Below are 23,874 nucleotides of genomic sequence, written 5' to 3'. Positions count from 1 at the left end.
ACGGCGGCCCTGCGGACGGGGCGCGGGGCCGCCCGCGGCGGCGGCCTCAGGAGGTGAGCCGCGGTGCCTCGGCCGCCGCGTCGACGGGCCCCGGCGCCGCCTCCACCCGCCCGGCCAGTTCGCGGGCCCACCGGGCGAGCCCGGTCAGGTCCATGCCGTACGGCCGGTCCTCGCCCCGCCCGGCCGCCCACTGCTCGGCGGCGTCCGCGCCGCGCCGCAGCAGCCGCGCCCCGCCGGTGGCGTTGCCGCGGGCCGCGTGCGTGAGGCCCACCGCCAGCTGGGCGAGCCCCCGCCACAGCGCGCGTTCCCCCTCGGGACCCGACTTCCAGGCGTCCTCGAACACCTCGTGCGCGTGGAACGGCTTGCCCGCCGCCAGCAGGGCCTGCGCCTCGGCCACGGTCTCCCGCGGCGCCCGCACGACCCCTTCCGGCTGCCGGGCGACGCCGTCCGCCCCGTGGGGCAGGGGCCGCCCCAGCCCGTCCCGGGGCCGGGCGTTGCGGGCCCGCCCGTCGGCGTCCCGGTCCCGGGAGCCCCGCTGCCCGCCCGCTGCCGTGCCTGTGTGTGCCATACGGCCGATTGTCCCCCGGCGGCCGGGAACCCACTTCGGTCCACCCCCGCGCGTGCGGTAAAGTGCTGTTCGCGCGATCACGCGGAGCACCGCGGACGAGCGCACCGGGACGTGGCGCAGCTTGGTAGCGCACTTGACTGGGGGTCAAGGGGTCGCAGGTTCAAATCCTGTCGTCCCGACTTGAGGGAGTCGCGGATTAGGGGCGGTTCCGGAGGAATCCGGAACCGCCCCTGGCCGTTCCCGGGGACCGGTTGGGGTGGCCTGGTCCCCGCGAGCACGACCACGACGCCCGACCCGGACGCGCCGTTCGGTGCGGGTGCGGCCGGGCGCCCCGGCACGGCCGACGCACGGGCCGGCCCGCTCTGCCGGTGGTACGAGCGGGCGGTGCCCCCGCCCGGCCCGGGGCGTCGCGGCGTTCGCGGCCCGGGAGCGCTCGGGCGGCGGTGACCTCGACGCGTCGTGCGGGGGACTTCGCCGGTGAGGTGTCGTGCGGGGCGGTCCGGGGCCGGCGATCCAGGGGGTCACCCCCTGCGGCCCGCCTGCGGCACCGGCAGGTCGACCCATCCCCGGCTGCGGGCCGACGCCGCCATGGCGTCGAGCACGGCCGCGCTGTGCACCGCGTCGGCCAGGGTGGCGCCGTACGGCGTGCCCTCGGCGATGGAGCGCAGGAAGCGGTACGCCTCGACGACCTTCAGGTCGTCGTAGCCCATCGCGTTGGCTGGGCCCGGCTGGAACGCGGCGAACTCGCCGTCGTCCGGACCGACGTACACCGTGCTGACCGGCTGGTCCCGGTACGCCGTCCCGCGCCCGACCGCCAGCTCGTTCATCCTGCGGAAGTCCCAGAACACCGCGCCCCGGGTGCCGTGCACCTCGAAGCCGTAGTTGTTCTGCTCGCCCACCGAGACCCGGCAGGCCTCCAGGACACCGCGCGCACCGGAGGCGAACCGCAGCAGGCAGCAGACGTAGTCCTCGTTCTCGACCGGCCCCCGCTCGCCGCCGCGGGCGAGGGCGTGACCGGCGGTGGCGCCGGCCGGCCGGGCCCGCTCGGGGACGAAGACGGCGGTGTCGGCGGTCAGGGAGACGATGTCGCCGAGCAGGAAGCGGGCCAGGTCGGCACCGTGCGAGGCCAGGTCCCCGAGCACTCCGCTGCCGCCGCGCTCCCGCTCGTAGCGCCAGGTCAGGGCGGTGTCCGGGTGGGCCGCGTAGTCGCTGAACAGCCGGATGCGCACGTGGGTGACCGTGCCGATCCCCCCGGAGGCGATCAGGTTGCGGGCGGCCTCCACGGCGGGGGCGTTGCGGTAGTTGAACCCGACCGCGCCCTGCACACCGGCCGCGGCGACCGCGTCGGCCACCGCGCGGGCGTCCGCTCCGGTCAGGCCCACCGGCTTCTCGATCCAGATGTGCTTGCCCGCCCCGGCCATCGCCACCCCGATCTCCCGGTGCAGGAAGTTTGGCGCGGTGATGCTGACGGCGCGCACGCGCGGGTCGGCGGCCACCTCGCGCCAGTCACGGGTCGCGGAGGCGAACCCGAACCGCCCGGCGGCCTCCTCGGCCCCGCCCGGCACCTCCTCGGCCACCACCACCAGACGGGGCCGCACGGTGAGCTGCGGGTAGTGGTGCGCGACCCGGGAGTACGCCCGGGCGTGCACCCGGCCCATCCAGCCGAACCCGACGACGGCGACACCGAGCGCTTCGACCACGACAGCCCTCCGCTGGACCGGTTCCTGCCCCGTTCGGGTCACCATGTCCGGACATGAGCGGGGTGTCAACCCGCCGTCACGACCGGCGCACCGGCCCGGCGGTCCGGGCGGCGTCGGGGCGGTGCGGGCCGGCGCGGCGGGAGGGCACGGACGCAGGCACCCGCGGTCCCGTTCGAACGGACCTCCGCACCCGCTCCGGTGCGGTAGGCTGACCTGGGTGATCACGCGGAACAACCCGCGTGGGACCACACCGGGACGTGGCGCAGCTTGGTAGCGCACTTGACTGGGGGTCAAGGGGTCGCAGGTTCAAATCCTGTCGTCCCGACTCGTGAGAGTCGCAGGTCAGGGGCGGTTCGGAGTAATCCGGGCCGCCCCTGACCCTTTCCCGGGGACCGGTCGGGGACCGGTGTCCCCGCGGAATCCGTCGGCGTGTTGGTCGAGGGCCCTGTTCCCGGACACCGCATCAGCACGGTCCCGCCCTGGTCACCGCCCCCTGCGGCGGTTGCGCCGGGCTGACCGGTTCGCCCAGGACCCCGGTCATGGACCGGACCAGCCGACGCCGGACCGGGCCGGGCCCGCACCCGGGGAAGGGGGGGGCGCCGGGACGGCCGTCCGGCCGGGCCGCCCCGGCGGCCGTCATCGCCCCGCGGCACACGGTGCACACCGTTGCGGCGAAGCGGCGGACGGCCCCCGCGGCGCACGGAGGATTGGACCGGACGCGTCCTGCCGGGGAACGGCACGGTCCGGTCCGTGCCGTGCCGCCACGGGGCGGCGCGGGCTCCGCCCCGCCGTCAGGCGTCGGCCGGCTCCCCGCCGGGGAGGACGGTGAACACCTGGTCGAGGCCGACGATGCCGAGGATGCGCAGGAGGTGGGCGGGGACGCCGGCCAGGACGACGTCGGCGCCCGCGGCCTGGGCGTGCTGGCGGGCGGCGAGGAGGGCCGTGATCCCGGTGGAGTCGCAGTAGTGCAGGCCGGACAGGTCCAGGGTCAGGCACTGGCCCGGTTGCAGGGCGAGGGCCGCGACCTGTCGGCGCAGGCCGGTGGCCTGGTCGTAGTCGAGCTCGCCGGTCACGCGCAGGACGGGACCGGCAACGGTGTCGCGGTGGGTGATGTTCAGCGAGGTCATCGTGGGTCATCCGTGGCCGGGCGGGAGGCGGGAACGCCTAGGGCGAGCAGGGCGGTGTCGTCGTCGAGGCCGTCGCCGAAGCTCTCCAGCAGTCCCCTCAGCGCGGAGATCACCTCGTGGGCCGCGGCGGGCGCGCGGCCCGCGGCGAAGTCGAGCAGCGTCTCCTCGCCGTACAGGCTGTCGCGGGTGGGGCCGGTGCGGGCCTCGGTGAGGCCGTCGGTGTAGAGCAGCAGGGTGTCACCGGGGGCGAGGACGGTCTCGGTGGTGGTGAAGGGCGCGGCGGGCACGATGCCGACCAGCAGTCCTCCGGGCGTGGGGAGGAAGTCGGCGTCGCCGCCCGCGCGCAGGACGAGGGCCGGAGGGTGCCCGCCGGAGGCGAGGCGGATCGCCATGCGTCCGTCCGCGCCGGGTTCCACGATGCCGAAGATGCACGTGCAGTACCGCGGGTCGCCGTCGGCGGTGTACCGCTCGTGCAGCACGGTGTTCAGCGCGGTCAGCGCGTTGGCCGGCTCGGAGTCGTGCCGGGCCGCCGCGCGCAGCGTGTAGCGGGTCAGCGAGGTGATCGAGGCCGCCTCGGGACCCTTGCCGCACACGTCGCCCAGGAAGAACGCCCACCGGTCGTCGTCGACGGGGAACAGGTCGTAGAAGTCGCCGCCCAGCCGGTCGGGGGAGGCCGTGTGGTAGTGGACGGCGGTCTCCAGCCCCGGCAGCACCGGCAGGACGTCGGGCAGGAGGGACCTCTGCCACACGGCGAGCGTGTGGGTCAGCCGTTCCCGGTCGGCCTCGGCCTGCCGACGGGCCTCCTCCGCCTGCGCGTGCGCCCGCTCCGCCTCGGCGCGGGCGCCTTCGGCCTCGGTACGGGCGCGTTCGGCCTCCTGGCGGCGGCGCAGCAGTTCCTCCTCGTAGGTCCGCCGGTCGGAGGCGTCGAAGACCGTGGTGCGTATCAGCAGCGGCTCGCACCCGGTGCCGTACTTGACCACGGAGGAGACCAGCACCGGCAGCCGGCCGCCGCCCGGGGTCCTCACCTCCAGGGCGATGCCCCGCAGCTCGCCCTGCATGCGCAGCAGCGGCGCGAAGTGCGTCTCGTGGTACAGCTTGCCGCCGACGGTCAGCAGGTCCGCGAAGCGCATGCGCCCCACCACGGCCCCGCGCTCCAGGCCGAGCCAGCCCAGCAGCGTGCCGTTGATCTTCGCGATGGTGCCGTCCATCAGCGTGGACAGGTAGCCGCACGGCGCCGACTCGTACAGTTCCTCGGAACTGTCCTCCAGCAGTGCGGTGAAGGCTGCGTCCATGCCCGCCCCGTTCCCTGTGTCGGCCGGCTCGGGCGGACTGCCCGAGCGGCACATCATGCGAGGCTCGCCAGGAAGTCCAGGATCGCACGGGCGGTGGCCTCCGGGGCGCTCAGCTGCGGGCAGTGCCCCGTGGCATCGAGGGTGACCAGGCGGGAGGACGGGATCGCGGCGTGCACGTAGGCGCCGACCTCGCGCGGTGCGATGACGTCCTGGACGCACTCCAGCACCAGGGTGGGCGCCTCGACACGCTTCAGATCGTCCCGGCTGTCGGACAGGAAGGTGGTGCGGGCGAAGACGCGGGCGATGTCGGGGTCGGTCGCGCAGAAGCTGTTGGTCAGCTCCCGCCCCAGCTCCGGCCGGTCCGGGTTGCCCATGATCACCGGGGCCATGGCGGAGGACCAGCCCAGGTAGTTCGACTCCAGGGAGGCCAGCAGTTCGTCGACGTCCTCCGCGGTGAAACCGCCGCGGTAGCCCTCGTCGTCTATGTAGCAGGGCGAGGGGGCCACCATCACCAGTGCCCCGATCCGCTCCGGCGCGGCCTGCGCCGCCAGGACACCGACCATGGCGCTGACCGAGTGCCCCACGAACACCGCCCGCTCCAGCCCCAGCGCCTCGCAGACCTCGGTGACGTCCTGGGCGTAGCCGTTCAGCGAGGAGTACCGCTCCTCGCTCCACGCCGACAGGTCCGAACCACCGGAACCGACGTAGTCGAACAGCACCAGCCGGTACCGCTCGGCCAGTGCGGGCACGATCAGGCGCCACATGTTCTGGTCGCACCCGAAACCATGGGCCAGCACCACTGCCGGACGGTCAGCGGGGCCGATGACCGACACGTTGTTCCTGCGGAGGACGTCCATGTCCGCCATCCTCGCACCTGTTCCGGAAAAGGCGGGAACGCGGTCCGCGGCCCCCCGCCCGTGCTCATCCGCGCGTCCGGGTCCCGCGCCCGCCCCGGAGCCGCCGCGTCCCCCGCCTTTCCGGATCCCGCCGCGGCGGTAGGCTGGCTGTTCGAAGCGGTGTGCGGACGGGCCGCACCGGAGGGGCAGGGTGGTCCGGTGAGGGACGGCGGGTGCGCCACCGCGGCCGAGGAGACGGCCGTGGGCAGGCACGTCGGTGTGGTGTACTCCACCGACGCCGAATGGTCCGGCCGCCTCGTCTCCTTCGTCCGGACCGGGCTGGACCGGGGCGAACAGGTCCGGTACTTCGCCGACGCCACCGATCCCGGCCGGGTGATGCGCACGCTCACCGACCACGGCGTCGACGCCGCCCGCGCCGCTCGGTGCGGCCGGCTGGTGGTGACGACCGCCGCGCAGACCTACCTGGCCGGTGCCGTGTTCGACCCGGACGCGATGATCGCTCTGTGGCACGAGGCCGTCGCGGCGGCCGCGGAGCAGGGGCACCGGGGACTGCGGGCGATCGGCGAGATGTCCTGGGGCGGTCGCGACCTGGCCGGCGCCGAGCGCCTCCTGGAGTACGAGCTGCGCATCCACCGCGAGGTCTTCGTCCGGCTGCCCCTGACGGCGTGGTGCTTCTACGACCGGCGTCTGCTGGCCGGCGACGCCCTGGAGGTACTGGCGGGAGCCCATCCGACGCGCCGGGGTCCGGCCGGCGGCGCGCCGGGCCTGTCCGTCACCCCCCTGGCCGACCGGCCGGGCTTCCGGCTGTCGGGATCGGCGGGGTACGAGAACCGGCACGTCACCGCCGCCCTGGCGGCAGCCCTCGACGCGGCCCCGGCGGAGCACGTCACGCTGGACCTGTCGGGTCTGCGCCACATCGACGTCGCGGCACTGGCCGGCCTGGCCCGCGCGGCGGCCCGGCGGCCGGCCGGGCTCCCCGTCCGGCTCCTCGGGGCTCCTCCCACGGCCCGGCGCATGCTGGAACTCTTCCCCGAGCTGGGCCGCATCCTGAAGGTGGACCAGGCATGACGATGCACGCCCAGACCTCGTCCGAGCACGGTCGGGACGCGGCCTTCCACCACCCCGCCCTCTTCTACACCTCGCAGGAGGAATACCTGAGCGGCGTCGGGGAGTTCGTCCGTGACGGCATCGCCCGCGGCCGTCCCGTGCTGGTCGCCGTGCCCGGCCCGCGCCTGCGCCTCCTGCGCGACGCCCTCGGCACCGGCCACGGGGACGTGACGTGGATCGACATGCGCCAGGCCGGACGCAACCCCGGACGGATCCTGTCGATGCTCCAGGAGTTCGCCGACCGGCACGCCGACCGGTGCCCGTCCATCGTGGGCGAGCCGATCTGGGTGGGCCGCACCCCCGCCGAGGCACGGGAGGCCACCTGCCACGAGGCGCTGATCAACCTCGCCTTCGCCCGCCGCCGGGCCGGCATCCTGTGCCCGTACGACAGCGCGCTGCCCGGGGACGTGCTGGCCCAGGCCCACCGGACGCATCCCGTCGTCGGCGGCCCCGGCGGCTACCGGCCCAGCACGGAGCACGTGGATCCGCAGGAGGTCTGCCGCGACTGCGACACACCGCTGCCCGAGCCCGAGGACCCGGTCGTCGTCCCCTTCGGCGAGAGTGACCTCGGACGCGTCCGGGACATCGCCGACGACTGGGCCGCGGCGGCGGGCCTGGTACCGCGGCGGCGCGCCGACTGGCTGCTCGCCGTCAGCGAGGCCACCACCAACTCGGTGCGCCACGGCGGCGGACGGGGCACCCTGCGGCTGTGGCGCACCGCCGGCGCCCTCGTCGCCGAGGCGCGGGACCGCGGCCGGATGACCGACCCGCTGACCGGCCGTCGCCGTCCCGATCCGCTCTCCGCGTCCGGCGGCCGGGGCGTGTGGATGATGCACCAGCTCTGCGACCTGGTGGAGATCCGCACGCTGTCCTCCGGCCTGGTCGTGCGCCTGCACCTGGCCCTGGGCTGACCCGGGCGGCCGGACGCCGCGGGGGCGCCGTGCGGGGCGCGCGGGCCCGGGGCGAGGGGGCTCAAAGGCCGTCGTCCAGGCCGTGCACCGTCGCCAGGTCGGCGAGCCCGGACACGGTCAGCACCGGACCCAGCAGGGGGGTGGCGATCAGCTGGAGCCGGTCCGCGTGGGTGAACAGCACGCTCAGACCGGCGCTGTCGAGGTAGTCGACGGCGGTCAGGTCCACCACGAGCGGTCCGGCCGTGGCCTCCAGCGCGTCGGCGAGGACGGAGACGTTGCTCATGTCGATCTCGCCGACGACGGTGAGCCGGCGGGTGCCGTCCGGGCTCCGGCCGGGGGTGAGGGTGAGCGGGGTGGCCATCAGGCGATCCTCGTGTGCATGTCGACGGTGGTGCCGGCGGTGCCGGGGGTGATGGTGACCTGCTGCATCAGGGACCGCATCAGGGTGATGCCGCGGCCGCGGTGGGCGTTGAGCTCGGGCTGGGGGGTCTTCCACCGGCCCGTGTCCGTGACGGTGAGGCGCAGGCCGTGGACGAAGGCCTCCGCACGCAGGCGGACGATGTCGCCGGGGGCGTCGCGGTGGCCGTGCTCGATGGCGTTGGCACAGGCCTCCCCGGCGGCGACCATGATGTTCTGCACGGTGTGGGGCGGGACCTCGCACTGGGCCAGCCAGCTGCGCAGCGCCTTGCGGACCGGGGCCAGCTGGGAGGACTCGGCGGGGAACGTCACCTCCAGCGGCGCCGGGTGGCGGTACAGCAGGAGGGCCACGTCGTCGTCGTAACCGTCGGCGGGGGCCAGACGGGTCATGATCTCGGTGGCCAGCTCGTCCACGGGCAGGCCGCGGCCCTCCTGCACGGCTTCGCCGGCCTGGCCGATGCCCGCGCTCAACGGGCGGCGCCGGCGTTCCACGAGGCCGTCGGTGTACAGCAGCAGGGTGGCGCGTGCGGGCACCACGCACTCGGCCTCGGGGCGCTCCCGGCCGGGGCGGACCGCGAGCGGGATGGAGCGTCCCTCCTCCAGCAGGCGGACGGTCCCGTCGGAGTGGGCGAGGATGCCCGGCGGGTGACCGGCGCTGGAGTAGGTCAGACGGCCGGTGCCGGGATCCAGGACGCCGCAGAAGACCGTGGTGCACATCGCGCCGGGAACGGTGGCGGCGAAGTGGTCCAGGGCCGTGAGCACCTGCGCGGGGCCGGCGTCCTGCAGCAGCAGGGCGCGGCAGGCGCTGCGCAGCTGCCCCATGACCGAGGCGGCCGCCAGACCGCGTCCCACGCAGTCGCCGACGACGATGCCGATCCGTTCGTCGGGCAGGCTGATGGTGTCGTACCAGTCGCCGCCGACCTCCAGGGGCTGGGTGGCGGGCTCGTAGCGGACGGCGAACCCGTCCGGCAGGCTGGAGGGGCCGAGGATCGCGCGCTGCAACGCGATCGCGGTCTCCCGCTGCTCGTCGATCTGGTGCGCCCGGGTCAGGCCCTGGGCGAGGTGTCCGGCCAGCAGGGACAGCAGCAGCTGGTCCTCTTCGGAGAACGGGCGCCGGTGACCCAGGTCGATCCACAGCACCATGGGACCGGCGGGGTGCTCGATGACGATCCCGGCGCCGGTCCGGTCGGGGACCGGAGTGAGCAGGGGGTGCCGGCGCAGGTCGGTGAGCGCCTGCCGGCGCTCGGCGGGCAGCTCGCCCCAGGAGGAGTCGTCGGTGGCGGTCAGGACCGGTTCGGCACCGCCCGTGAAGACGGCGGCCAGGACGCACTTCGCCCGCCACAGGTCCTTGAGCCGGTGCAGCGCGCCGGACAGCGCCTCGGGCATGCTGGTGGCCCGGGACAGGCAGGTGCTCAGGGACGCCAGCGCGCTCTCGCGCTGGACGGCGTAGTGCTCGGCGGTGACGTCCCGGAAGGTGCCGACGGTGACGCGGCGCCCGGTGTCGGGGTCCTGGGCATGGGCGAACGTGGCGGTGACCCACAACCGGTGCCCGTCGCGGTGCCGGACGGGGATCGTGCAGGAGCCCCGGGAGTCCCGCATCAGCCGGTGGAACGTCTCGTCGACCTGCCGGTGGGCGTCCGGGTCCGTCTCGGCGTCGGGCCACCACGGGTGGACGGGCCGGTAGGGCAGGTCCTCGGGGCCGTAACCGAGGATGCCGGTGAAGGCGGCGTTGATCTCCACCACGGCGCCGTCCTCGTCGCAGACGAAGAACGCCTCCTGCAGGGAGTCCACGAGGGCGGTGCGCCAGCGGGCGTGGTGGCTGCGCAGCCGGGCCAGCTCCACGTTGGCCCGGACGCGGGCGAGGAGTTCGGCCGCGGCGAACGGTTTGACGAGGTAGTCGTCGGCGCCCGCCTGCAGGCCCTCGATGGAGGCCTCCTGCCCCGCACGGGCGGACAGCAGCAGCACCGGGACCGACGCCGTGCGGGGATCGGCGCGCAGCGCCCGGACCAGCTGCAGGCCGTCCAGGCGGGGCATCATCACGTCGCTGACCACCAGGTCGGGCGCCTTGCGGCGGACGGCGTCCAGCGCTTCCCGCCCGTCGCCGACGGCGTCGACCCGGTAGCCGACGTCGGCGAGTATGCGGGCCAGGTACTCGCGCATGTCGGCGTTGTCGTCGGCGACGAGGACGCGTGCCGGGGAGCCGGGCCCGAGGGGGGAGCCGGGCGCGCCGGCGTCCGCCTGCGGTTCCGGCGGTCCCCCGGCCCCGGCGGGGGTGTCGGGGGGCAGCCACCGCAGGGCCTCCTGCACGTAGGGGGCGGCGGCGGAGGAGGGGACCGCCCGGCCGTCGGCCGCCGGCGCGACCGCTCCGGCCGGCAGGTGGGCGCTGCCGAAGGGCAGGCGGACGGTGAAGCGGGTGCCCTCGCCCTCGGTGCTGGCGGCGTTGATGGTGCCGTGGTGCAGCCCCACGAGCTCCCGCACCAGGGCCAGTCCGATGCCGCTGCCCTCGTTGGAGCGGGAGCGGGCGTTCTCGATGCGGTGGAACCGTTCGAACAGCCGGGGCATCTCCGCGGCCGGCACGCCGATGCCGGTGTCGGCGACGGTCACCACCGCCTGGTCGTCCTCCTGGCGCACGGAGACGGTGATGGAGCCGTCGAAGGTGAACTTCAGCGCGTTGCTGAGCAGGTTGAGGACGACCTTCTCCCACATGTCGCGGTCGACGTGGACCGGCCGGCCGAGCGGGGGGCAGTCGACGTGGAGGGCGAGGCCCGCCCTGTCGACGGCCGAGCGGAAGACGCTGGCCAGCTCGGCGGTCACCGCGGCCAGGTCCACGGGCGCGAAGGTGGCCTGCATGCGGCCCGCCTCGATGCGGGAGAAGTCCAGCAGGGTGTTGACCAGCTTGCCCAGGCGCAGGCCGTTGCGGTGGATGACGTCCAGCTCCTGCTGGGCCCGCGCGTCGTCGCCCAGCCGGTTCCGCAGTTCCTGCACCGGTCCCGCGATCAGCGTCAGGGGGGTGCGGAACTCGTGGCTGATGTTGGAGAAGAAGGTGGTCTTGGCCCGGTCCAGTTCGGCCAGCTCCTCCGCCCGCTGCTGCTGGCTCTCGTAGCTGCGGGCGCTGCCGATGCCGGAGGCGAGGTGTCCGGCGGTCAGCTCGACGAAACCGCGGTAGCCGTCGTCCAGCACGCGGTACCGGTTCAGCGCCGTCACCAGGAAGCCGTACGGGGCGCTGCCCTGCCGCAGCAGGGGCACGGCCAGGGCGTGCGTCGGCGGCTGGTCCCAGGCCCCGGACGGCAGCCCGGCGAAGGCGGGACCCTCCAGGGCGACCAGCGCGGAGTCGCCGCGGGCCAGGTCCGCCACCGGCCAGACGGCGTCCGGGTCGTCGGTCGCGAGGGTGGCCGGTGCGGCCGGATGGCCGTCGGGAAGTCCCGTGGTGGCCGCGAGCCGGGCCGTGCGGTCGTCCCGGAAGAGGTAGGTCAGCGTGAAGGGGAGGTCCTGCGGATTGCGGCCCAGCTGCCGGCCGGCGAAGTCCAGCACCTCCTGTTCGGTGCGGATCACACTGGGGTCGGAGCCCAGGTCGCGCAGGGTCGCCATCCGGCGCTCGCCGATGACCCGCACGGTGTCCTCGCTGACGACGCACAGCATGCCGACCACGGTTCCGTCGTCGTCGCGCAGCGGGCTGTAGGAGAAGGTGTGGTAGCTCTCCTCGGTGTACCCGGAGCGTTCGACGAACAGCAGCAGCGCCTCGTCCCAGGTCGCCTCCCCGCTGGTGAGCACGGTGTCGATACGGGGGCCGATGTCGGCCCAGATCTCCGACCACACCTCGCGCGCCGGCCGTCCCAGGGCCCAGGGGTACTTGCGGCCCAGGGTGTCCCGGCGGTAGGCGGCGTTGCAGAAGAACGTCAGCTCCGGTCCCCACGCCATCCACATGGGGAACCGGGAGGACAGCAGGATGCTCACCGAGGTGCGCAGGCTCTGCGACCAGTCCTCCGGTGGGCCCAGCGGCGTGCGCGCCCAGTCCACCGCGGCCAGGTCGCCGCCGACCTCCCGGTCGGCGGCGAACACCTCCGCCCCGGCTGCCGTCCGCGGCTCCTGCCCGGCGTCCTCCGCACGCGCCACGCGACACCTTCCGTCCACTCCGGCCGCCGCGCAGCGTCGTGGGGGGCCGGGTCAGCCGCCTGGGGGACGGGTCGTCGTCCTCGGCGAGATCTTGCGAGTAAGGGGGGTGGGGCGGTCGATCCGCCTCCCGGCGGCCGTGCCGTCCCGGAGGCGGTCGGCCGCGTCGCCTCAGCCCGTTCCCCGGGCGGAGGCCAGGGCGTCCCGGCGGCCGGCGGGGGCGGGGGCGTCGTCGGATTCGTGGGTGCCGCGCTGAGCGTCGTGCCGGGCCAGCACCGACAGCAGCTCCGCCACGGTCACGCCCGCCTCGGCCTCGGCCGGGTGCCGCAGGGGGACGCCCTGCTCGATGCGGTAGGTGTTGGTCCGGCCCTGGCGGGTGTGGGACAGGTACCCGTCCTGTTCGAGATCGCTGATGATCTTCTGCACCGCCCGCTCCGTCAGCCGGCAGTGGGCGGCGATGTCACGGATCCGGGTGTTCGGATCCTCGGCGATGGCGGCCAGGACGCGTGCGTGATTCGTCAAGAACGTCCAGCCGGTGTGTGGCTCAGGTGCTGCTCCCCGCATGGCTCCATAGTATGACGCACTCTGCGTGAACAAGGAAGCAGGAAAAGTTGTTCGTGTATTGGTTGACGTGTTAGACATGCGGACGGCACCCTGCTGGAGCAAGCCCAGGAGGTGCGCCGAGCGCTCCTGCCCGCACTGACGAGAAGAGTGAGCCGTGGTGTCCCAGCCGTTCTCCGCCGTGCTCTCCGACGGGCGTGAGGGTGTCACTGTGGTGTCCTTCAGCGGTGACATCGACCTGACGGCCGAACCCGAGGTGCGCCGGGCGTTGGCCGACGCCACCGGTGCGGACGCGCCCCGCGCGGTCGTCGACCTCAGTCGGGTGTCCTTCATGGACAGCACCGGTTTCAACCTGCTGATCGACGCGCACCTGCGGGCCACCGCCCGCAACGGGTGGGTGCGGGTGGCCACGCTGCCGCCGGTGGTCCAGCACGTGTTCCGGGCGCTGAGCCTGGACGAGGTGATCAGCGCCTATCCCACGCTGGGGGAGGCGCTCGCCGCCTGACGTCCCCGGCGCGGCACCGCCGGCCGCGCCATCGCCGCCCACACGGTGGTCCCGGTGGACGGGAACGGCGCGCCCCGGTGCACCGGGGCGCGGCCGGCGCCCGCGACGAACCGGACCGGGAAGGCGGTCGCCGCGGCGGTGGCCACGGCGTCCCCCGCGGGGCGGGCCCGGCCGGTCCGCTCGCCGCGGCCGGGGACGGGGCGGAACGCCTGCGCGGCGAGGGCCACGGACCGGCTGCCCCGGCCGCCGGTCCGGCCCGCCCCGAACGGCCGCGTTTCGTTCCGGCGGATCCGTCGGTTCCGCCGGATCCGCCGGATCGTGCAGGAACCGCTCCGTCGGGGGTCCGCGGCCGGGAGGTGTGCCGCGCTCCGCGTGTCCCGGACCGGACCCGCCCGTGCCCCGGGCCCTGCCCCGGACCGGACCCCGCCCGCGTCCCGGCCCCTGACCCGCCCGTGCCGCGCGTCGGCGGACCGGGCCCCGGGCGCGGACGCCCCCTTGACGCGGCGCGGAGCCGGATCGACACTCCCGGTAGGGAATCCTAGTGAACGGGTAGGGAACATGGTGCGCCTCGAAACGGTCACCGGCCGAGCGGGCCGCACACCGTCGCGCACCCCCCTCCTCACCTCCCGCCTGCACATCGACCTGCTGCGCGTGTGCAGCGCGCTCAGCCCCCGGGCCGGTCGCTGAGCGCCGAACCGGCCCCTCCTCACCGTCCGACGAACGCCCCGCCGCGCCCGTCCGCGCGGCCGCACCACGGGAGACGCATGCCCGCCACCACCCCGCTCGCCCCCGTCCCGTCCGCCCACCGCCCCGCCCCCGCCTTCCGCGGCCGGATCGGCCGGGACGCGCGCAGCGGCCACTACGCCGTGCCCCACCGCTACCGGCTGCACCTGTCGACCGCCTGTCCCGACGGACTGCGCCTCGCCGTCGGCCACAGCCTCCTGGGCCTCGGCACCAGCTGTCCGGTCACTCCCCTGCCCGCCGTCCCAGACCTCCCCGACGGCGGGTACTCGACGCTGCGCCCGCTCTACGAGGCGAGCGCCCACCACCACACCGGCCCGGCCCTCGGCCCGGTGCTCAGTGACGACTGGTCCGGGCGCATCGTCAGCACCCACACCCCCGACATCCTGCGCGACCTGGACCGCTTCCCCCGGGACGGCGGAGCCCGCCTCCACCCCCGCGCTCACACGTCCACCGTCGAGGCCGTCGAACGGTTGTGCGCCGAGGGCATCGAGGAGGCCGCGCAGCGCGCGGGCCGGGCCGGCGCCGACCCGGCCGAGCGGGACGCCGCCCTCGACGTGCTGCTCGACACCCTCGGCCGGCTGGAGCGGTCGCTGACCGGGGAGGAGTACCTGATCGCCGGCCGACTCACCGCCGCCGACATCGAACTGTGGGTCTCCCTGGTGCAGCTGGACACCGTGCACCGCCACCACCTCGACGCCGCAGCCGTGCAGCGCATCGCCGGCCACCCGGCACTGTGGACCTACGCCCGCCGCCTGGCCGCCCATCCCGCCTTCGGCACCCACCTCGACCTCGACGGCATCGCCCGCCGCCACCGCGGCCGCTGCCAGGGTCTCGAGGCCGCCGGCGCCGCCGTCCAGATCCTGGACTGGGCACACCACAGCGAGCACGCCCCGGACCCTTCCCGCAGGTGACGGACGCCCCAGCGGGTTCACCCGGCGGACACGGCCGTCGGCATCCGAACGGCCGGGGCGAACCCGCGCCGTGGGCGCTGACGACCGTGACCGTCCACGTCGGTTTCGGCGCGCTCCGTGACGCCGTGAAGAAGGCCGCACACGTGGTCTCACCTGGTGGTCACTTGCATTGACATTCCTTTCGGGGCATGTCTAACTTGCGGCGCAGACCAAGATGCCCCAGGGCCGGAGAAGTGAGGGTGACGGCGATGTACGCAGCTGACGGGACGGCCGCATGGCGGCGCCCCGGCCGCGTCCTGCTGTGCACGAACCGCTCCGTGGACCTGCTGCGCGTCAACAGTGCGCTGTGTACGGCCGCTTGTCGCGCCCTCTGCCAGGGCTGACGGCTTTCTGAGTCTCTGACGACCACCGCTGTCGCGGTGTGCCCTCTCCCCGCCCAGCCCCTGTTCCGCGTGCACTCGTGCGTCGTCTCGTACCGGGCCGCTCCCGCTCGGCGCGGTACTGCCGCATTCCGCGGTCCGGGGTGTCCGAATCCGCTGGAGCCCACCATGAGTGAATCTCCGGGCATCGCTGTGTCCTCCGGACCAGCGCCTCCCGCCGAGGCGATCCCCCGCCCCGACACCCCCGCCGAGCCGAAACCCCTCGCGGCGCAGCGGGTCCTTCCGCTCCGGCGTCCCGGCCGCTGGATCGGGACCGCGGTCGTGCTGGTCCTGGTCGCCCAGATCATCCACGGCCTGGGCACCAACCCCTTCTACCAGTGGGACCGCTTCCGCTACTGGTTCCTGCGCCCCACGATCCTCGACGGACTCGTCATCACCCTCGAAGTGGCCGCGCTCAGCGCGGTGTTGGGGCTGCTCGGCGGCATCCTGCTCGCACTCGGGCGGCTCTCCGGTGCTCCGGTGCTGCGGGCCGTGAGCTGGGTGTACATCTGGTTGTTCCGGTCGGTGCCGCTGATCGTCGTCCTGATCTTCCTCTACAACTTCTCCGCCCTGTACAAGACGTTGAGCCTGGGCGTGCCCTTCGGGCCCGCCTTCTTCACCTTCGACGAGTCGAAGCTCGCCACCGACACGGCGGTCGCGGTCGTCGGCCTCAGCCTGAACGAGGCGGCGTACGCGGCCGAAGTGGTCCGCGGCGGCATCCTCTCCGTCGACCAGGGCCAGCACGAGGCGGCCGCCGCGCTCGGCCTGCCCAAGGGCTACCAGTTCACCCGGATCGTCTTCCCCCAGGCCCTCAGGTCCATCGTCCCGAACTACGTCAACCAGCTGATCGGCCTGATCAAGGGCACGTCGCTGGTGTTCTACGTGTCGCTGCTCGACCTGTTCGGCTCGGTGCAGACGATGGGCAGCACCTATCCCGGCGACATCGTGCCGCTGCTGCTGGTCGCCACCGTCTGGTACCTGATCCTCACCAGCGCCGTGTCCGCCGTCCAGTTCTACGTCGAGCGGTACTTCGCCCGGGGCGCCACCCGCACCCTGCCGCCGACCCCGCTGCAGAAACTGCGCACCGGTCTCGGGGAGCTGCGGGAGCGTGCGCGCAGGGAGGCCGCCGTATGAGCGCCGGGACCACCGGGGCCCCGGTGGCCGTGCCCGCCGCCGTCGAGGTCCACGGCGTGCACAAGTGGTACGGCGCCCACCGGGTGCTGGACGGCGTCGACCTGACCGTACGGCCGGGCGAGGTCACCGTGATCCTCGGCCCGTCCGGCTCCGGCAAGTCCACGCTGCTGCGGGTCATCAACCACCTGGAGAAGCCCGAGATCGGCCACGTCAGCGTCAACGGCGAGCTGATCGGCGTGAGGCGCCAGGGGGAGCGGCTGAAGGAACTGAGCGAGCGGGCCATCCTCGCCCAGCGCAGCCGCATCGGCTTCGTCTTCCAGAACTTCAACCTCTTCCCGCACCTGACCGTGCTGGACAACGTGGCCGCCGCCCCGGTCGCCACCGGCGAACTCACCAAGCCCGAGGCACGGGAGCTCGCCGGCGAACTCCTCGGCCGGGTCGGTCTCGCCGACAGGACCGCTTCCTATCCGCGGCAGTTGTCCGGCGGCCAGCAGCAGCGCGTCGCCATCGCCCGGGCCCTCGCCCTGCGCCCCGGTGTGATCCTCTTCGACGAGCCCACCTCCGCCCTCGACCCGGAACTCGTCGGCGAAGTCCTCACCGTCATCAAAGACTTGGCGACCAGCGGTACCACCTTGGTCGTCGTCACCCACGAGATCGGCTTCGCCCGCGAGGTCGCCGACCGGGTCGTGTTCATCGACGGCGGCCGGATCGTCGAGCAGGGCCCGCCGTCCGAGGTCCTCGACCACCCGAAACACGAGCGGACCAGGGACTTCCTCAGCAGAGTCCTCTGACCGCAGCCTGCCCCACCTCACCGCTCACCGCTCACCATCAAGGACAGTCATGCGCACCCTCAGCCATCGCAGTCGACTTCTCCGCGGTATGACCGCAGGCACCGCCGTCGCCGCGCTCGCCGCCGGACTCGCCGCCTGCGGGGGCAGCAGCGACGCCGCCACCACGACCGACGCCGCCGGCACGGTCACCGTGGGACGGCTGTCCAACGGGGCCGCCGAGCAGACCGCGCTCAAGGTGGCCGAGGTGAAGTCGATCAGCGCCGAGCTGCCCGCGTCGGTCAGCAGGAGCGGCAAGCTGGAGATAGGCGTCGGCGCACTGCCCGACGGATTCCCGCCGCTGGCGTACGTCGGCTCGGACCAGAAGACCCTCACCGGCGCCGAACCCGACTTCGGCCGTCTGGTCGCCGCTGTCCTCGGCCTCAAGCCGGAACTGGAGAACTCCACTTGGGAGAACATGTTCGTCGGTGTCGACAGCGGCAAGGTCGACGTGGCCTTCTCCAACATCACCGACACCGAGGAGCGGAAGAAGAAGTACGACTTCGCTTCCTACCGCAAGGACAATCTCGGCTTCGAGGTGCTGAAGAAGAGCACCTGGAACTTCGACGACAACTACGAGAACCTCGCCGGGAAGACGGTCGCCGTCGACAACGGCACCAACCAGGAGAAGATCCTCCTGGAGTGGCGGGCGAAGCTGAAGAAGGAGGGCAGGACCCTCACCGTCAAGAACTACGCCAGCAAGAACGCCGTCAACCTGGCGCTGACCGGCGGCAGGATCGACGCCTACTTCGCTGCCAATCCCGGCATCGCCTACCACATCACGCAGACCGCAGGGTCGCCCAACCCGACGCGCAGCGCGGGCACGTTCTCCGGGGCCGGTGCCACGCTCCAGGGCCTGATCGCGGCGACCACCAAGAAGGACAGCGGGCTCGCCAAGCCCATCGCCGACGCGATCAACCACCTGATCGAGAACGGTCAGTACGCCAAGTGGCTCGCCGCCTACAACCTCTCCAACGAGGCCGTCGCCAGGTCCGAGGTCAACCCGGCCGGCCTGCCGCTCGACAACTCCTGACCGTCGTCGGCCCACCGGACTCCGCCGTGACGCGGCGGAGTCCCGGCCGCGCCCCGCCGCGTTCCAGACAAGGGAGACTTCGCACCGCCATGTCCACCAGCGTCCATCACCCCCCGCCCCCGAGCTCGACGGAACCGCACATCCTCGACAACGCGGCCTGGGCCGCGCTGACCGGCCCGCACGCCCACCTCGCCGAACGCGTCGGCCGGGCTGCCCGCTACCCGACGGACGTCTCCCCGTTCACCGCCCTGGAGGACCCCGCCGATCCCCGCGCCTGGGACGACCTGGCCGCACTGGTCGGACCCGGCACCGTCACCCCGGTCACCGCGGTCCAGACCGTGCCCGGCGGCTGGGAGACGGAGGACGGCGGCGAGGGCGTCCAGATGGTCGACACCGCGCTGTACGCCGAACCCGCACCCGAAGCGGTACGGCTCGGGCCCGCCGACGTACCCGAAATCCTCGGCCTCATAGCCCTCACCCAGCCGGGTCCCTTCCTGCCCCGTACCGTCGAACTCGGCACCTATCTCGGCATCCGGGACCGCGGGCGGCTGATCGCCCTGGCCGGGGAACGCCTCCGTCCGCCGGGCTGGACCGAGATCAGCGCCGTCTGCACCCACCCGGACCACCGCGGCCGGGGCCTGGCCACCCGGCTGGTCCGCGCGGTCGCGGCGGGGATCAGGGAACGCGGCGACACCCCCTTCCTCCACGCCGCGGCGAGCAACACCCACGCGATCCGGCTCTACGAGTCCATCGGGTTCACCCTGCGCCGCCGCACGCGGTTCGCGCTCGTCCGCACACCGGACGGACAGCCGGAAGGACGGGGCCGGGACGAAACCCGGGGCCGGAACGAACAAGTGGCCGAACAGCCGGAAGAAAAGGAATAGCCGTGCTGTTGTGCCTGGTGGCCGGCGAGCGGCGTCCCCTCGGCAAGCCGAGAGCGCGAGGCCCACGGGGGCTCCGGGGTCGCCGGGCCGGAAGGGCGGAGGTGAGGCACGTGCGTCCCGTGTCCCGTCACCGCGTCGTGGAACCCGCCCCGCCCCGTCGCGTGCACCTGTACTCCCGGCCGCACATCGACCTGCTGCGCGTGGCCGGCGCGCTCTGTTGCTCCTGACCCGTTGTCCTCGCAGCCGCACCCCTCGTACGGGGCCGGCTCCCTCGTACGACCGATCAGGAAGGCACCACTCCCGTGTCCTCGTCACCCTCCCCCCTGCACCTCGCCGTCGCCCTCGACGGCGCCGGCTGGCATCCGGCTGCCTGGCGCGAGCCCGTCGCCCGGCCCCGCGACCTGCTCACCGCCGCCTACTGGACCGACCTCGTCACCGAGGCCGAGCGCGGTCTGCTCGACTTCGTGACCATCGAGGACGCGCTCGGCCTGCAGTCCTCGTCCCCCACCGGACCCGACGGCCGCACCTACCAGGTCCGCGGACGCCTGGACGCCGTCCTCATCGCCGCGCGGGTCGCCCCGCTGACCCGTCACATAGGTGTGGTGCCGACGGTGGTGGCCACCCATACGGAGCCGTTCCACATCTCCAAGGCGATCGCCACTCTCGACTATGTGAGCAACGGCCGCGCGGGCCTGCGCGTACAGATCACGGTTCGCCAGGACGAGGCCGCGCACTTCGGACGTCGTACGTTCCCGCCGCTCCGGACGGAGGACCACCACGAGCCCGTTGTGCAGGAAGCGGTGGCCGACGCCTTCGACGAGGCCGCCGACTACGTCGAGGTCGTCCGCCGGCTCTGGGACAGCTGGGAGGACGACGCGGAGATCCGGGACGTCGCCACCGGCCGCTTCATCGACCGGGACAAGCTGCACTACATCGACTTCGAGGGCCGGCACTTCAGCGTCAAGGGTCCCTCCATCACGCCCCGTCCGCCCCAGGGCCAGCCGATCGTCAGCGCCCTGGCGCATGCGGCCCTCCCCCACCGGCTGGTGGCCCGGGCCGCCGACATCGGCTACGTCACTCCGCACGACGCAGGCCAGGCCCGCGCCGTCGTCGAGGAGATCCGCGCCGAGCAGACGGCGGCCGGCCGCGCCGACGAGACCCTGCACGTCTTCGGCGACCTGGTGGTCTTCCTCGACGACGAGCCCGACGGGGCCGCGGCCCGCCGGGAGCGCCTGGACGCCCTTGCGGGGTACCCGTACACCAGTGACGCCCGGATCTTCACCGGCACCCCCGCCCAACTCGCCGATCTGCTCCAGGAACTGCAGTCAGCCGGGCTGAGCGGCTTCCGGTTGCGGCCCGCCGTCGCCGGTCACGACCTCCCCGCGATCACGCGGGGCCTGGTCCCCGAACTCCAGCGCCGGGACGCCTTCCGCCGCGTCTACGAGGCCGACACCCTGCGCGGGCTGCTGGGGCTCGCCCGCCCCGCCAACCGCTACGCCGCTGCCGCGAACACCTGAGCCGGAGGGACCGTACGACATGAGCAAGCCACTGAAGCAGATCCATCTGGCCGCCCATTTCCCCGGCGTCAACAACACCACGGTGTGGAGCGACCCCCAGGCCGGCAGCCACATCGAGTTCAGCTCCTTCGCCCACTTCGCGCGGACCGCCGAGCGGGCCAAGTTCGACTTCCTGTTCCTCGCGGAGGGACTGCGGCTGCGGGAACAGGGCGGGAAGATCTACGACCTGGACGTCGTCGGCCGCCCCGACACCTTCACGGTCCTCGCCGCGCTCGCAGCCGTCACCGAGCACCTCGGACTGACGGGCACCATCAACTCCACCTTCAACGAGCCCTACGAGGTGGCCCGCCAGTTCGCCAGCCTCGACCACCTCTCCGGCGGCCGCTCCGCATGGAACGTCGTCACTTCCTGGGACGCCTTCACCGGCGAGAACTTCCGCCGCGGCGGCTTCCTGCCGCAGGAGGAGCGCTACTCCCGGGCCAAGGAGTTCCTGGCCACGGCAAACGAACTGTTCGACTCCTGGCACGGCGACGAGATCGTCGCCGACCAGGCCACCGGCACCTTCCTGCGCGACGCGAAGGCCGGGGCCTTCGTGCACCGGGGCCGGCACTTCGACATCCACGGCCGGTTCAACGTGCCGCGCTCGCCGCAGGGCCGCCCGGTGATCTTCCAGGCCGGCGACTCCGAAGAGGGCCGGGAGTTCGCCGCGTCCGGCGCCGACGCCATCTTCAGCCGGTACAGCACCCTCGACGCCGGCCAGGCCTTCTACACCGACGTCAAGTCCCGCCTCGCCAAGTACGGCCGCAGGGCGGACCAGTTGCTGATCCTCCCGGCCGCCACCTTCGTGCTCGGCGACACCGACGCCGAGGCCGGGGAACTGGCCAAGGAGGTGCGCCGTCAGCAGGTCAGCGGCGCCACGGCCATCAAGCACCTCGAGTTCGTGTGGAACCGGGACCTGTCGTCGTACGACCCGGACGGCCCGCTGCCCGACATCGACCCGGACGTCGGTGACAACCACATCTCCAAGGGCCGCGCCCAGGTGCGCATGTACCGCGACCCGCTGGCCACCGCCCGCGAGTGGCGCGAACTGGCCGCGGCCAACAAGTGGTCGATCCGTGACCTGGTCATCGAGACCGGCAACCGCCAGGCCTTCATCGGCTCCCCGGCCACCGTCGCGAAGACCATCAACGACTTCGTCCAGGCCGACGCCAGCGACGGCTTCATCCTCGTTCCGCACCTCACCCCGGGCGGTCTCGACCCCTTCGCCGACAAGGTGGTCCCGCTCCTCCAGGAACAGGGCGTCTTCCGCACCGAGTACGGGGGCCCGACCCTGCGCGACCACCTCGGCCTGGCCCACCCCGACGAGGTGCGCGACGGGCGGGCGGCATCGTGAGGTTCCCCGCCACCACCGGTCGTGCGCGCCCCGCACTCGGTGACGGGCATACGAAGGCCCACCCGGACCGCTTCCGCGAGGTGTTCGACGACGCGCTGCCCGCCGAGGAGGTGGGTTTCGACGGCTTCGGCGTGGGGGAGCGGCACGAACGGCCCTCCGTCCCCTCCCCGACACCCGTCGTCCTCAGGCACATCGCCGCCCGCACTTCCCGGATCCGGCCGTTCACAGCGGTCACCACGCTCAGCCCGCTCGACCCGCGGTGCGCGCGTGCGAGGACCACGCGACCCCGGACCACCCCTGCCTGATCGACGCACTGCACCCCGGGCACCTCGGCCCGGGGCTCGGCCGCTCCGGCCCACGCCCACCCAGCGGGCCCGCCACCCCGCCGTCGACCACCGCGGCCGCGGTGGTCGACGGCGGCGCCCCCAACGGCCTGCGCGTCCCACCCCGGTTCCCGTTCGGGCACCTGCTCGGCGCACTGCGTGCCGTGCTCCGGCGGAAGCTGCTCCTCCTGCCGAACGCCGAGTCGCAGAACCACGGCGAACAGGTGGACGGCATCACGGTGTTGCGGCGGCACGTACCGTTCCGCCGACGGTGTCGAGGCCCACGTCGTGCCGGGGAGGGCGCCGGTGCCGAGGTCTGGATCCCGGGCAGCGCTGAGGGCGGGAGCGCCGGGGCCGCGGGCGGCGACGGTCTGCGGTTCGCGGCGAACCACCACGTCAGTCCGGCCACGGTGCTGGAGGCGGTGGAGGGCCGCCGCGCCGCGTTCCGGCCCCCGACGTCCTGGACAAGCCGTACGCCAGCGTGCCCGCGGACGTCGTGGCCGCCGGGGACGACGGGACCGCCCGCGAACCCGCCACAGGCTACGGCCGGTGCCTGAGCACCTCCTCCGCCTCCGCCGGAGCCGACCGCACCCGCTGACGGCGGAGCCCGGCGCGCGGAGGGACCGCCGCCGGGCTCCCGCGCCGGGTCAGCGCGGGGCGGACGCCGGGCCGACCGGGACGTCCCCGCGCAGCGTGATCCGGTGCATGACGCGGTGCCGGTCGCCGTAGTCGCGGTTGGCGTAGTGCGCCGTGCTGCGGTTGTCCCACAGCGCGACGTCGCCCGGCTGCCAGCGGTGCCGTACGACGTGCTCGGGCTTGGTGAGGTGGGCGTACAGGATGTCGAGGATGCCCCGGCTCTCGTGCTCCGAGACGCCGGCGATGTGCGAGGTGAACCCCGGGTTCACGAACAGCCCCTTGCGGCCGCTCTCGGGATGGACGCGCACCACCGGGTGCTCCACCGGGACCAGGTCGGTGAACACCTCGCCCTCCCAGACGTTGCCGCGGCCCATGCGGCGCTGGGCCAGGTAGTAGCCGAACTCGCGGGTCCCGTCGTGGACGGCGGTGAGCGTGTCGACGTACGCCCGCAGGCCCGGCGACAGCGACTCGTAGGCGAGCTGGCTGTCGGCCCAGTTCGTGTCGCCGCCGTTGGGCGGCAGCACCACGGCCCGCAGGACGGAGATGGCCGGCGGCCGCCGCACGAACGTCACGTCCGTGTGCCAGACGTCGGCGAACCCGTTGTCCTGGCTGTCCACCGCGTACACCTCGGGCGCCACGTCGCCGGAGTCGTGGACCGGGTGCCCGACGGTCACCTCGCCCAGCCGCCTGCCGAACTCGATCTGCGCGTCGTCGTCCAGGTGGTGCTGGCCGCGCACGAACAGCACCTTGTGGCGCACGAGTGCTTCGCGGACCGCGACGACCTGGGCGTCGTCGAGGCGGCCGAGATCGATGCCGTGGACCTCGGCCCCGAAGTGCGGGCCGAGTTCGGTGACCGGCAGCTCCGTCGCCGCGGGCCGCTCACTGAGGATGCTCATCA

Annotated in this window: 22 protein-coding genes, 2 tRNA genes and 2 pseudogenes; 17 read left to right on the top strand and 9 right to left on the bottom strand. The window is 73.7% G+C overall.

The genetic code is table 11. The features are described from left to right. Positions 1-46 precede the first annotated feature (46 nt). Positions 47-568 carry a DUF309 domain-containing protein gene (locus tag QQY24_RS04615; RefSeq protein ID WP_301971371.1) on the bottom strand — a complete coding sequence of 174 codons (522 nt, stop codon included), beginning with the start codon at positions 566-568 and terminating at the stop codon, positions 47-49. A gap of 105 nt (positions 569-673) precedes the next feature. Between QQY24_RS04615 and QQY24_RS04610 the strand changes: the two genes are divergently transcribed. Beyond that, positions 674-747, top strand: a tRNA-Pro gene (locus tag QQY24_RS04610). A 342-nt stretch (positions 748-1,089) separates the two neighbouring features. Here QQY24_RS04610 and QQY24_RS04605 read toward each other — a convergent pair. After that, positions 1,090-2,268 (bottom strand): Gfo/Idh/MocA family protein, encoded by a 1,179-nt coding sequence (locus QQY24_RS04605; protein ID WP_301976148.1) that lies wholly within the window; start codon positions 2,266-2,268, stop codon positions 1,090-1,092. A 251-nt stretch (positions 2,269-2,519) separates the two neighbouring features. On the opposite strand from QQY24_RS04605, the gene QQY24_RS04600 reads away from it, so the two are divergent. Then, a tRNA-Pro gene (locus QQY24_RS04600) sits at positions 2,520-2,593 on the top strand. 466 nt (positions 2,594-3,059) lie between these two features. On the opposite strand, the gene QQY24_RS04595 is transcribed toward QQY24_RS04600, so the two are convergent. Genes QQY24_RS04595 through QQY24_RS04585 form a run of 3 tightly spaced genes read right to left on the bottom strand, consistent with a single transcriptional unit; the run spans position 3,060 to position 5,544 of the window. Next, positions 3,060-3,395: an STAS domain-containing protein gene (locus QQY24_RS04595; protein ID WP_301971370.1), complete on the bottom strand. Its 336-nt coding sequence runs from the start codon at positions 3,393-3,395 to the stop codon at positions 3,060-3,062. Then, positions 3,392-4,741 (bottom strand): PP2C family protein-serine/threonine phosphatase, encoded by a 1,350-nt coding sequence (locus tag QQY24_RS04590; protein WP_301976147.1) that lies wholly within the window; start codon positions 4,739-4,741, stop codon positions 3,392-3,394. Before QQY24_RS04590 ends, QQY24_RS04595 begins: the two co-directional genes overlap by 4 nt. Continuing rightward, complete coding sequence (locus QQY24_RS04585; RefSeq protein WP_301976146.1) at positions 4,741-5,544, bottom strand: alpha/beta fold hydrolase; 804 nt, start codon at positions 5,542-5,544, stop codon at positions 4,741-4,743. The genes QQY24_RS04590 and QQY24_RS04585 overlap by 1 nt, the downstream gene beginning before the upstream one ends. 240 nt (positions 5,545-5,784) lie before the next feature. On the opposite strand from QQY24_RS04585, the gene QQY24_RS04580 reads away from it, so the two are divergent. Continuing rightward, positions 5,785-6,612 (top strand): MEDS domain-containing protein, encoded by an 828-nt coding sequence (locus tag QQY24_RS04580; RefSeq protein ID WP_301971369.1) that lies wholly within the window; start codon positions 5,785-5,787, stop codon positions 6,610-6,612. Continuing rightward, positions 6,609-7,562: an anti-sigma factor RsbA family regulatory protein gene (locus QQY24_RS04575; RefSeq protein WP_301971368.1), complete on the top strand. Its 954-nt coding sequence runs from the start codon at positions 6,609-6,611 to the stop codon at positions 7,560-7,562. Before QQY24_RS04580 ends, QQY24_RS04575 begins: the two co-directional genes overlap by 4 nt. Positions 7,563-7,623: 61 nt before the next feature. On the opposite strand, the gene QQY24_RS04570 is transcribed toward QQY24_RS04575, so the two are convergent. The 3 genes from QQY24_RS04570 to QQY24_RS04560 all read right to left on the bottom strand — a co-directional run bounded on the left by QQY24_RS04570 (position 7,624) and on the right by QQY24_RS04560 (position 12,653). Further along, entirely contained in the window at positions 7,624-7,923 is a 300-nt protein-coding gene (locus QQY24_RS04570) for an STAS domain-containing protein (protein ID WP_301971367.1), read from the bottom strand. Next, positions 7,923-12,092, bottom strand: a complete 4,170-nt coding sequence (locus QQY24_RS04565; protein WP_301971366.1) for a SpoIIE family protein phosphatase — start codon at positions 12,090-12,092, stop codon at positions 7,923-7,925. The genes QQY24_RS04570 and QQY24_RS04565 overlap by 1 nt, the downstream gene beginning before the upstream one ends. Positions 12,093-12,260: 168 nt before the next feature. Then, positions 12,261-12,653 (bottom strand): winged helix-turn-helix domain-containing protein, encoded by a 393-nt coding sequence (locus tag QQY24_RS04560; protein ID WP_301971365.1) that lies wholly within the window; start codon positions 12,651-12,653, stop codon positions 12,261-12,263. A 154-nt stretch (positions 12,654-12,807) separates the two neighbouring features. Between QQY24_RS04560 and QQY24_RS04555 the strand changes: the two genes are divergently transcribed. The 13 genes and pseudogenes from QQY24_RS04555 to QQY24_RS04500 form a co-directional block, all read left to right on the top strand. Then, a complete protein-coding gene (locus QQY24_RS04555) occupies positions 12,808-13,155 on the top strand; it encodes an STAS domain-containing protein (protein WP_301971364.1) in 348 nt (115 codons plus the stop codon). Between the two features lie 558 nt (positions 13,156-13,713). Continuing rightward, positions 13,714-13,842: a hypothetical protein gene (locus QQY24_RS04550; protein ID WP_301971363.1), complete on the top strand. Its 129-nt coding sequence runs from the start codon at positions 13,714-13,716 to the stop codon at positions 13,840-13,842. Positions 13,843-13,919: 77 nt separating this feature from the next. After that, a complete protein-coding gene (locus QQY24_RS04545; protein ID WP_301971362.1) occupies positions 13,920-14,810 on the top strand; it encodes a glutathione S-transferase C-terminal domain-containing protein in 891 nt (296 codons plus the stop codon). 248 nt (positions 14,811-15,058) lie between these two features. Beyond that, complete coding sequence (locus QQY24_RS04540) at positions 15,059-15,193, top strand: hypothetical protein (RefSeq protein WP_301971361.1); 135 nt, start codon at positions 15,059-15,061, stop codon at positions 15,191-15,193. A gap of 165 nt (positions 15,194-15,358) precedes the next feature. Continuing rightward, a complete protein-coding gene (locus QQY24_RS04535; RefSeq protein ID WP_301971360.1) occupies positions 15,359-16,363 on the top strand; it encodes an amino acid ABC transporter permease in 1,005 nt (334 codons plus the stop codon). Continuing rightward, positions 16,360-17,154: an amino acid ABC transporter ATP-binding protein gene (locus QQY24_RS04530; RefSeq protein ID WP_301971359.1), complete on the top strand. Its 795-nt coding sequence runs from the start codon at positions 16,360-16,362 to the stop codon at positions 17,152-17,154. Before QQY24_RS04535 ends, QQY24_RS04530 begins: the two co-directional genes overlap by 4 nt. Positions 17,155-17,203: 49 nt before the next feature. Continuing rightward, entirely contained in the window at positions 17,204-18,223 is a 1,020-nt protein-coding gene (locus QQY24_RS04525; protein ID WP_301971358.1) for an ABC transporter substrate-binding protein, read from the top strand. 89 nt (positions 18,224-18,312) lie between these two features. Further along, a complete protein-coding gene (locus QQY24_RS04520; protein ID WP_301971357.1) occupies positions 18,313-19,107 on the top strand; it encodes a GNAT family N-acetyltransferase in 795 nt (264 codons plus the stop codon). Positions 19,108-19,109: 2 nt separating this feature from the next. Then, positions 19,110-19,334 carry a putative leader peptide gene (locus tag QQY24_RS34695; RefSeq protein ID WP_367657978.1) on the top strand — a complete coding sequence of 75 codons (225 nt, stop codon included), beginning with the start codon at positions 19,110-19,112 and terminating at the stop codon, positions 19,332-19,334. Between the two features lie 75 nt (positions 19,335-19,409). After that, the gene (locus QQY24_RS04515) at positions 19,410-20,624 is read left to right on the top strand and encodes an LLM class flavin-dependent oxidoreductase (RefSeq protein ID WP_301971356.1); all 1,215 of its coding nucleotides are present in this window, start codon (positions 19,410-19,412) and stop codon (positions 20,622-20,624) included. A 19-nt stretch (positions 20,625-20,643) separates the two neighbouring features. After that, positions 20,644-22,017, top strand: a complete 1,374-nt coding sequence (locus tag QQY24_RS04510; RefSeq protein ID WP_301971355.1) for an NtaA/DmoA family FMN-dependent monooxygenase — start codon at positions 20,644-20,646, stop codon at positions 22,015-22,017. Further along, positions 22,014-22,312 (top strand): annotated as a pseudogene (locus QQY24_RS04505) (LLM class flavin-dependent oxidoreductase); the annotation flags it as partial. The gene QQY24_RS04510 and the pseudogene QQY24_RS04505, both read left to right, overlap by 4 nt. A 6-nt stretch (positions 22,313-22,318) precedes the next feature. Further along, positions 22,319-22,887: pseudogene (locus QQY24_RS04500) on the top strand (LLM class flavin-dependent oxidoreductase); the annotation flags it as partial. Between the two features lie 100 nt (positions 22,888-22,987). Here QQY24_RS04500 and QQY24_RS04495 read toward each other — a convergent pair. Further along, on the bottom strand, positions 22,988-23,872 hold the full coding sequence (locus tag QQY24_RS04495; RefSeq protein WP_301971354.1) for a TauD/TfdA family dioxygenase: 885 nt from the start codon (positions 23,870-23,872) through the stop codon (positions 22,988-22,990). Between the last annotated feature and the right edge of the window lie 2 nt (positions 23,873-23,874).

It is taken from the genome of Streptomyces sp. TG1A-8, from assembly GCF_030499535.1.
Taxonomy (GTDB): Bacteria; Actinomycetota; Actinomycetes; order Streptomycetales; family Streptomycetaceae; genus Streptomyces.
Note: the sequence above shows the minus strand (reverse complement) of the source record. Positions and strands in the feature narration are given on the sequence as shown.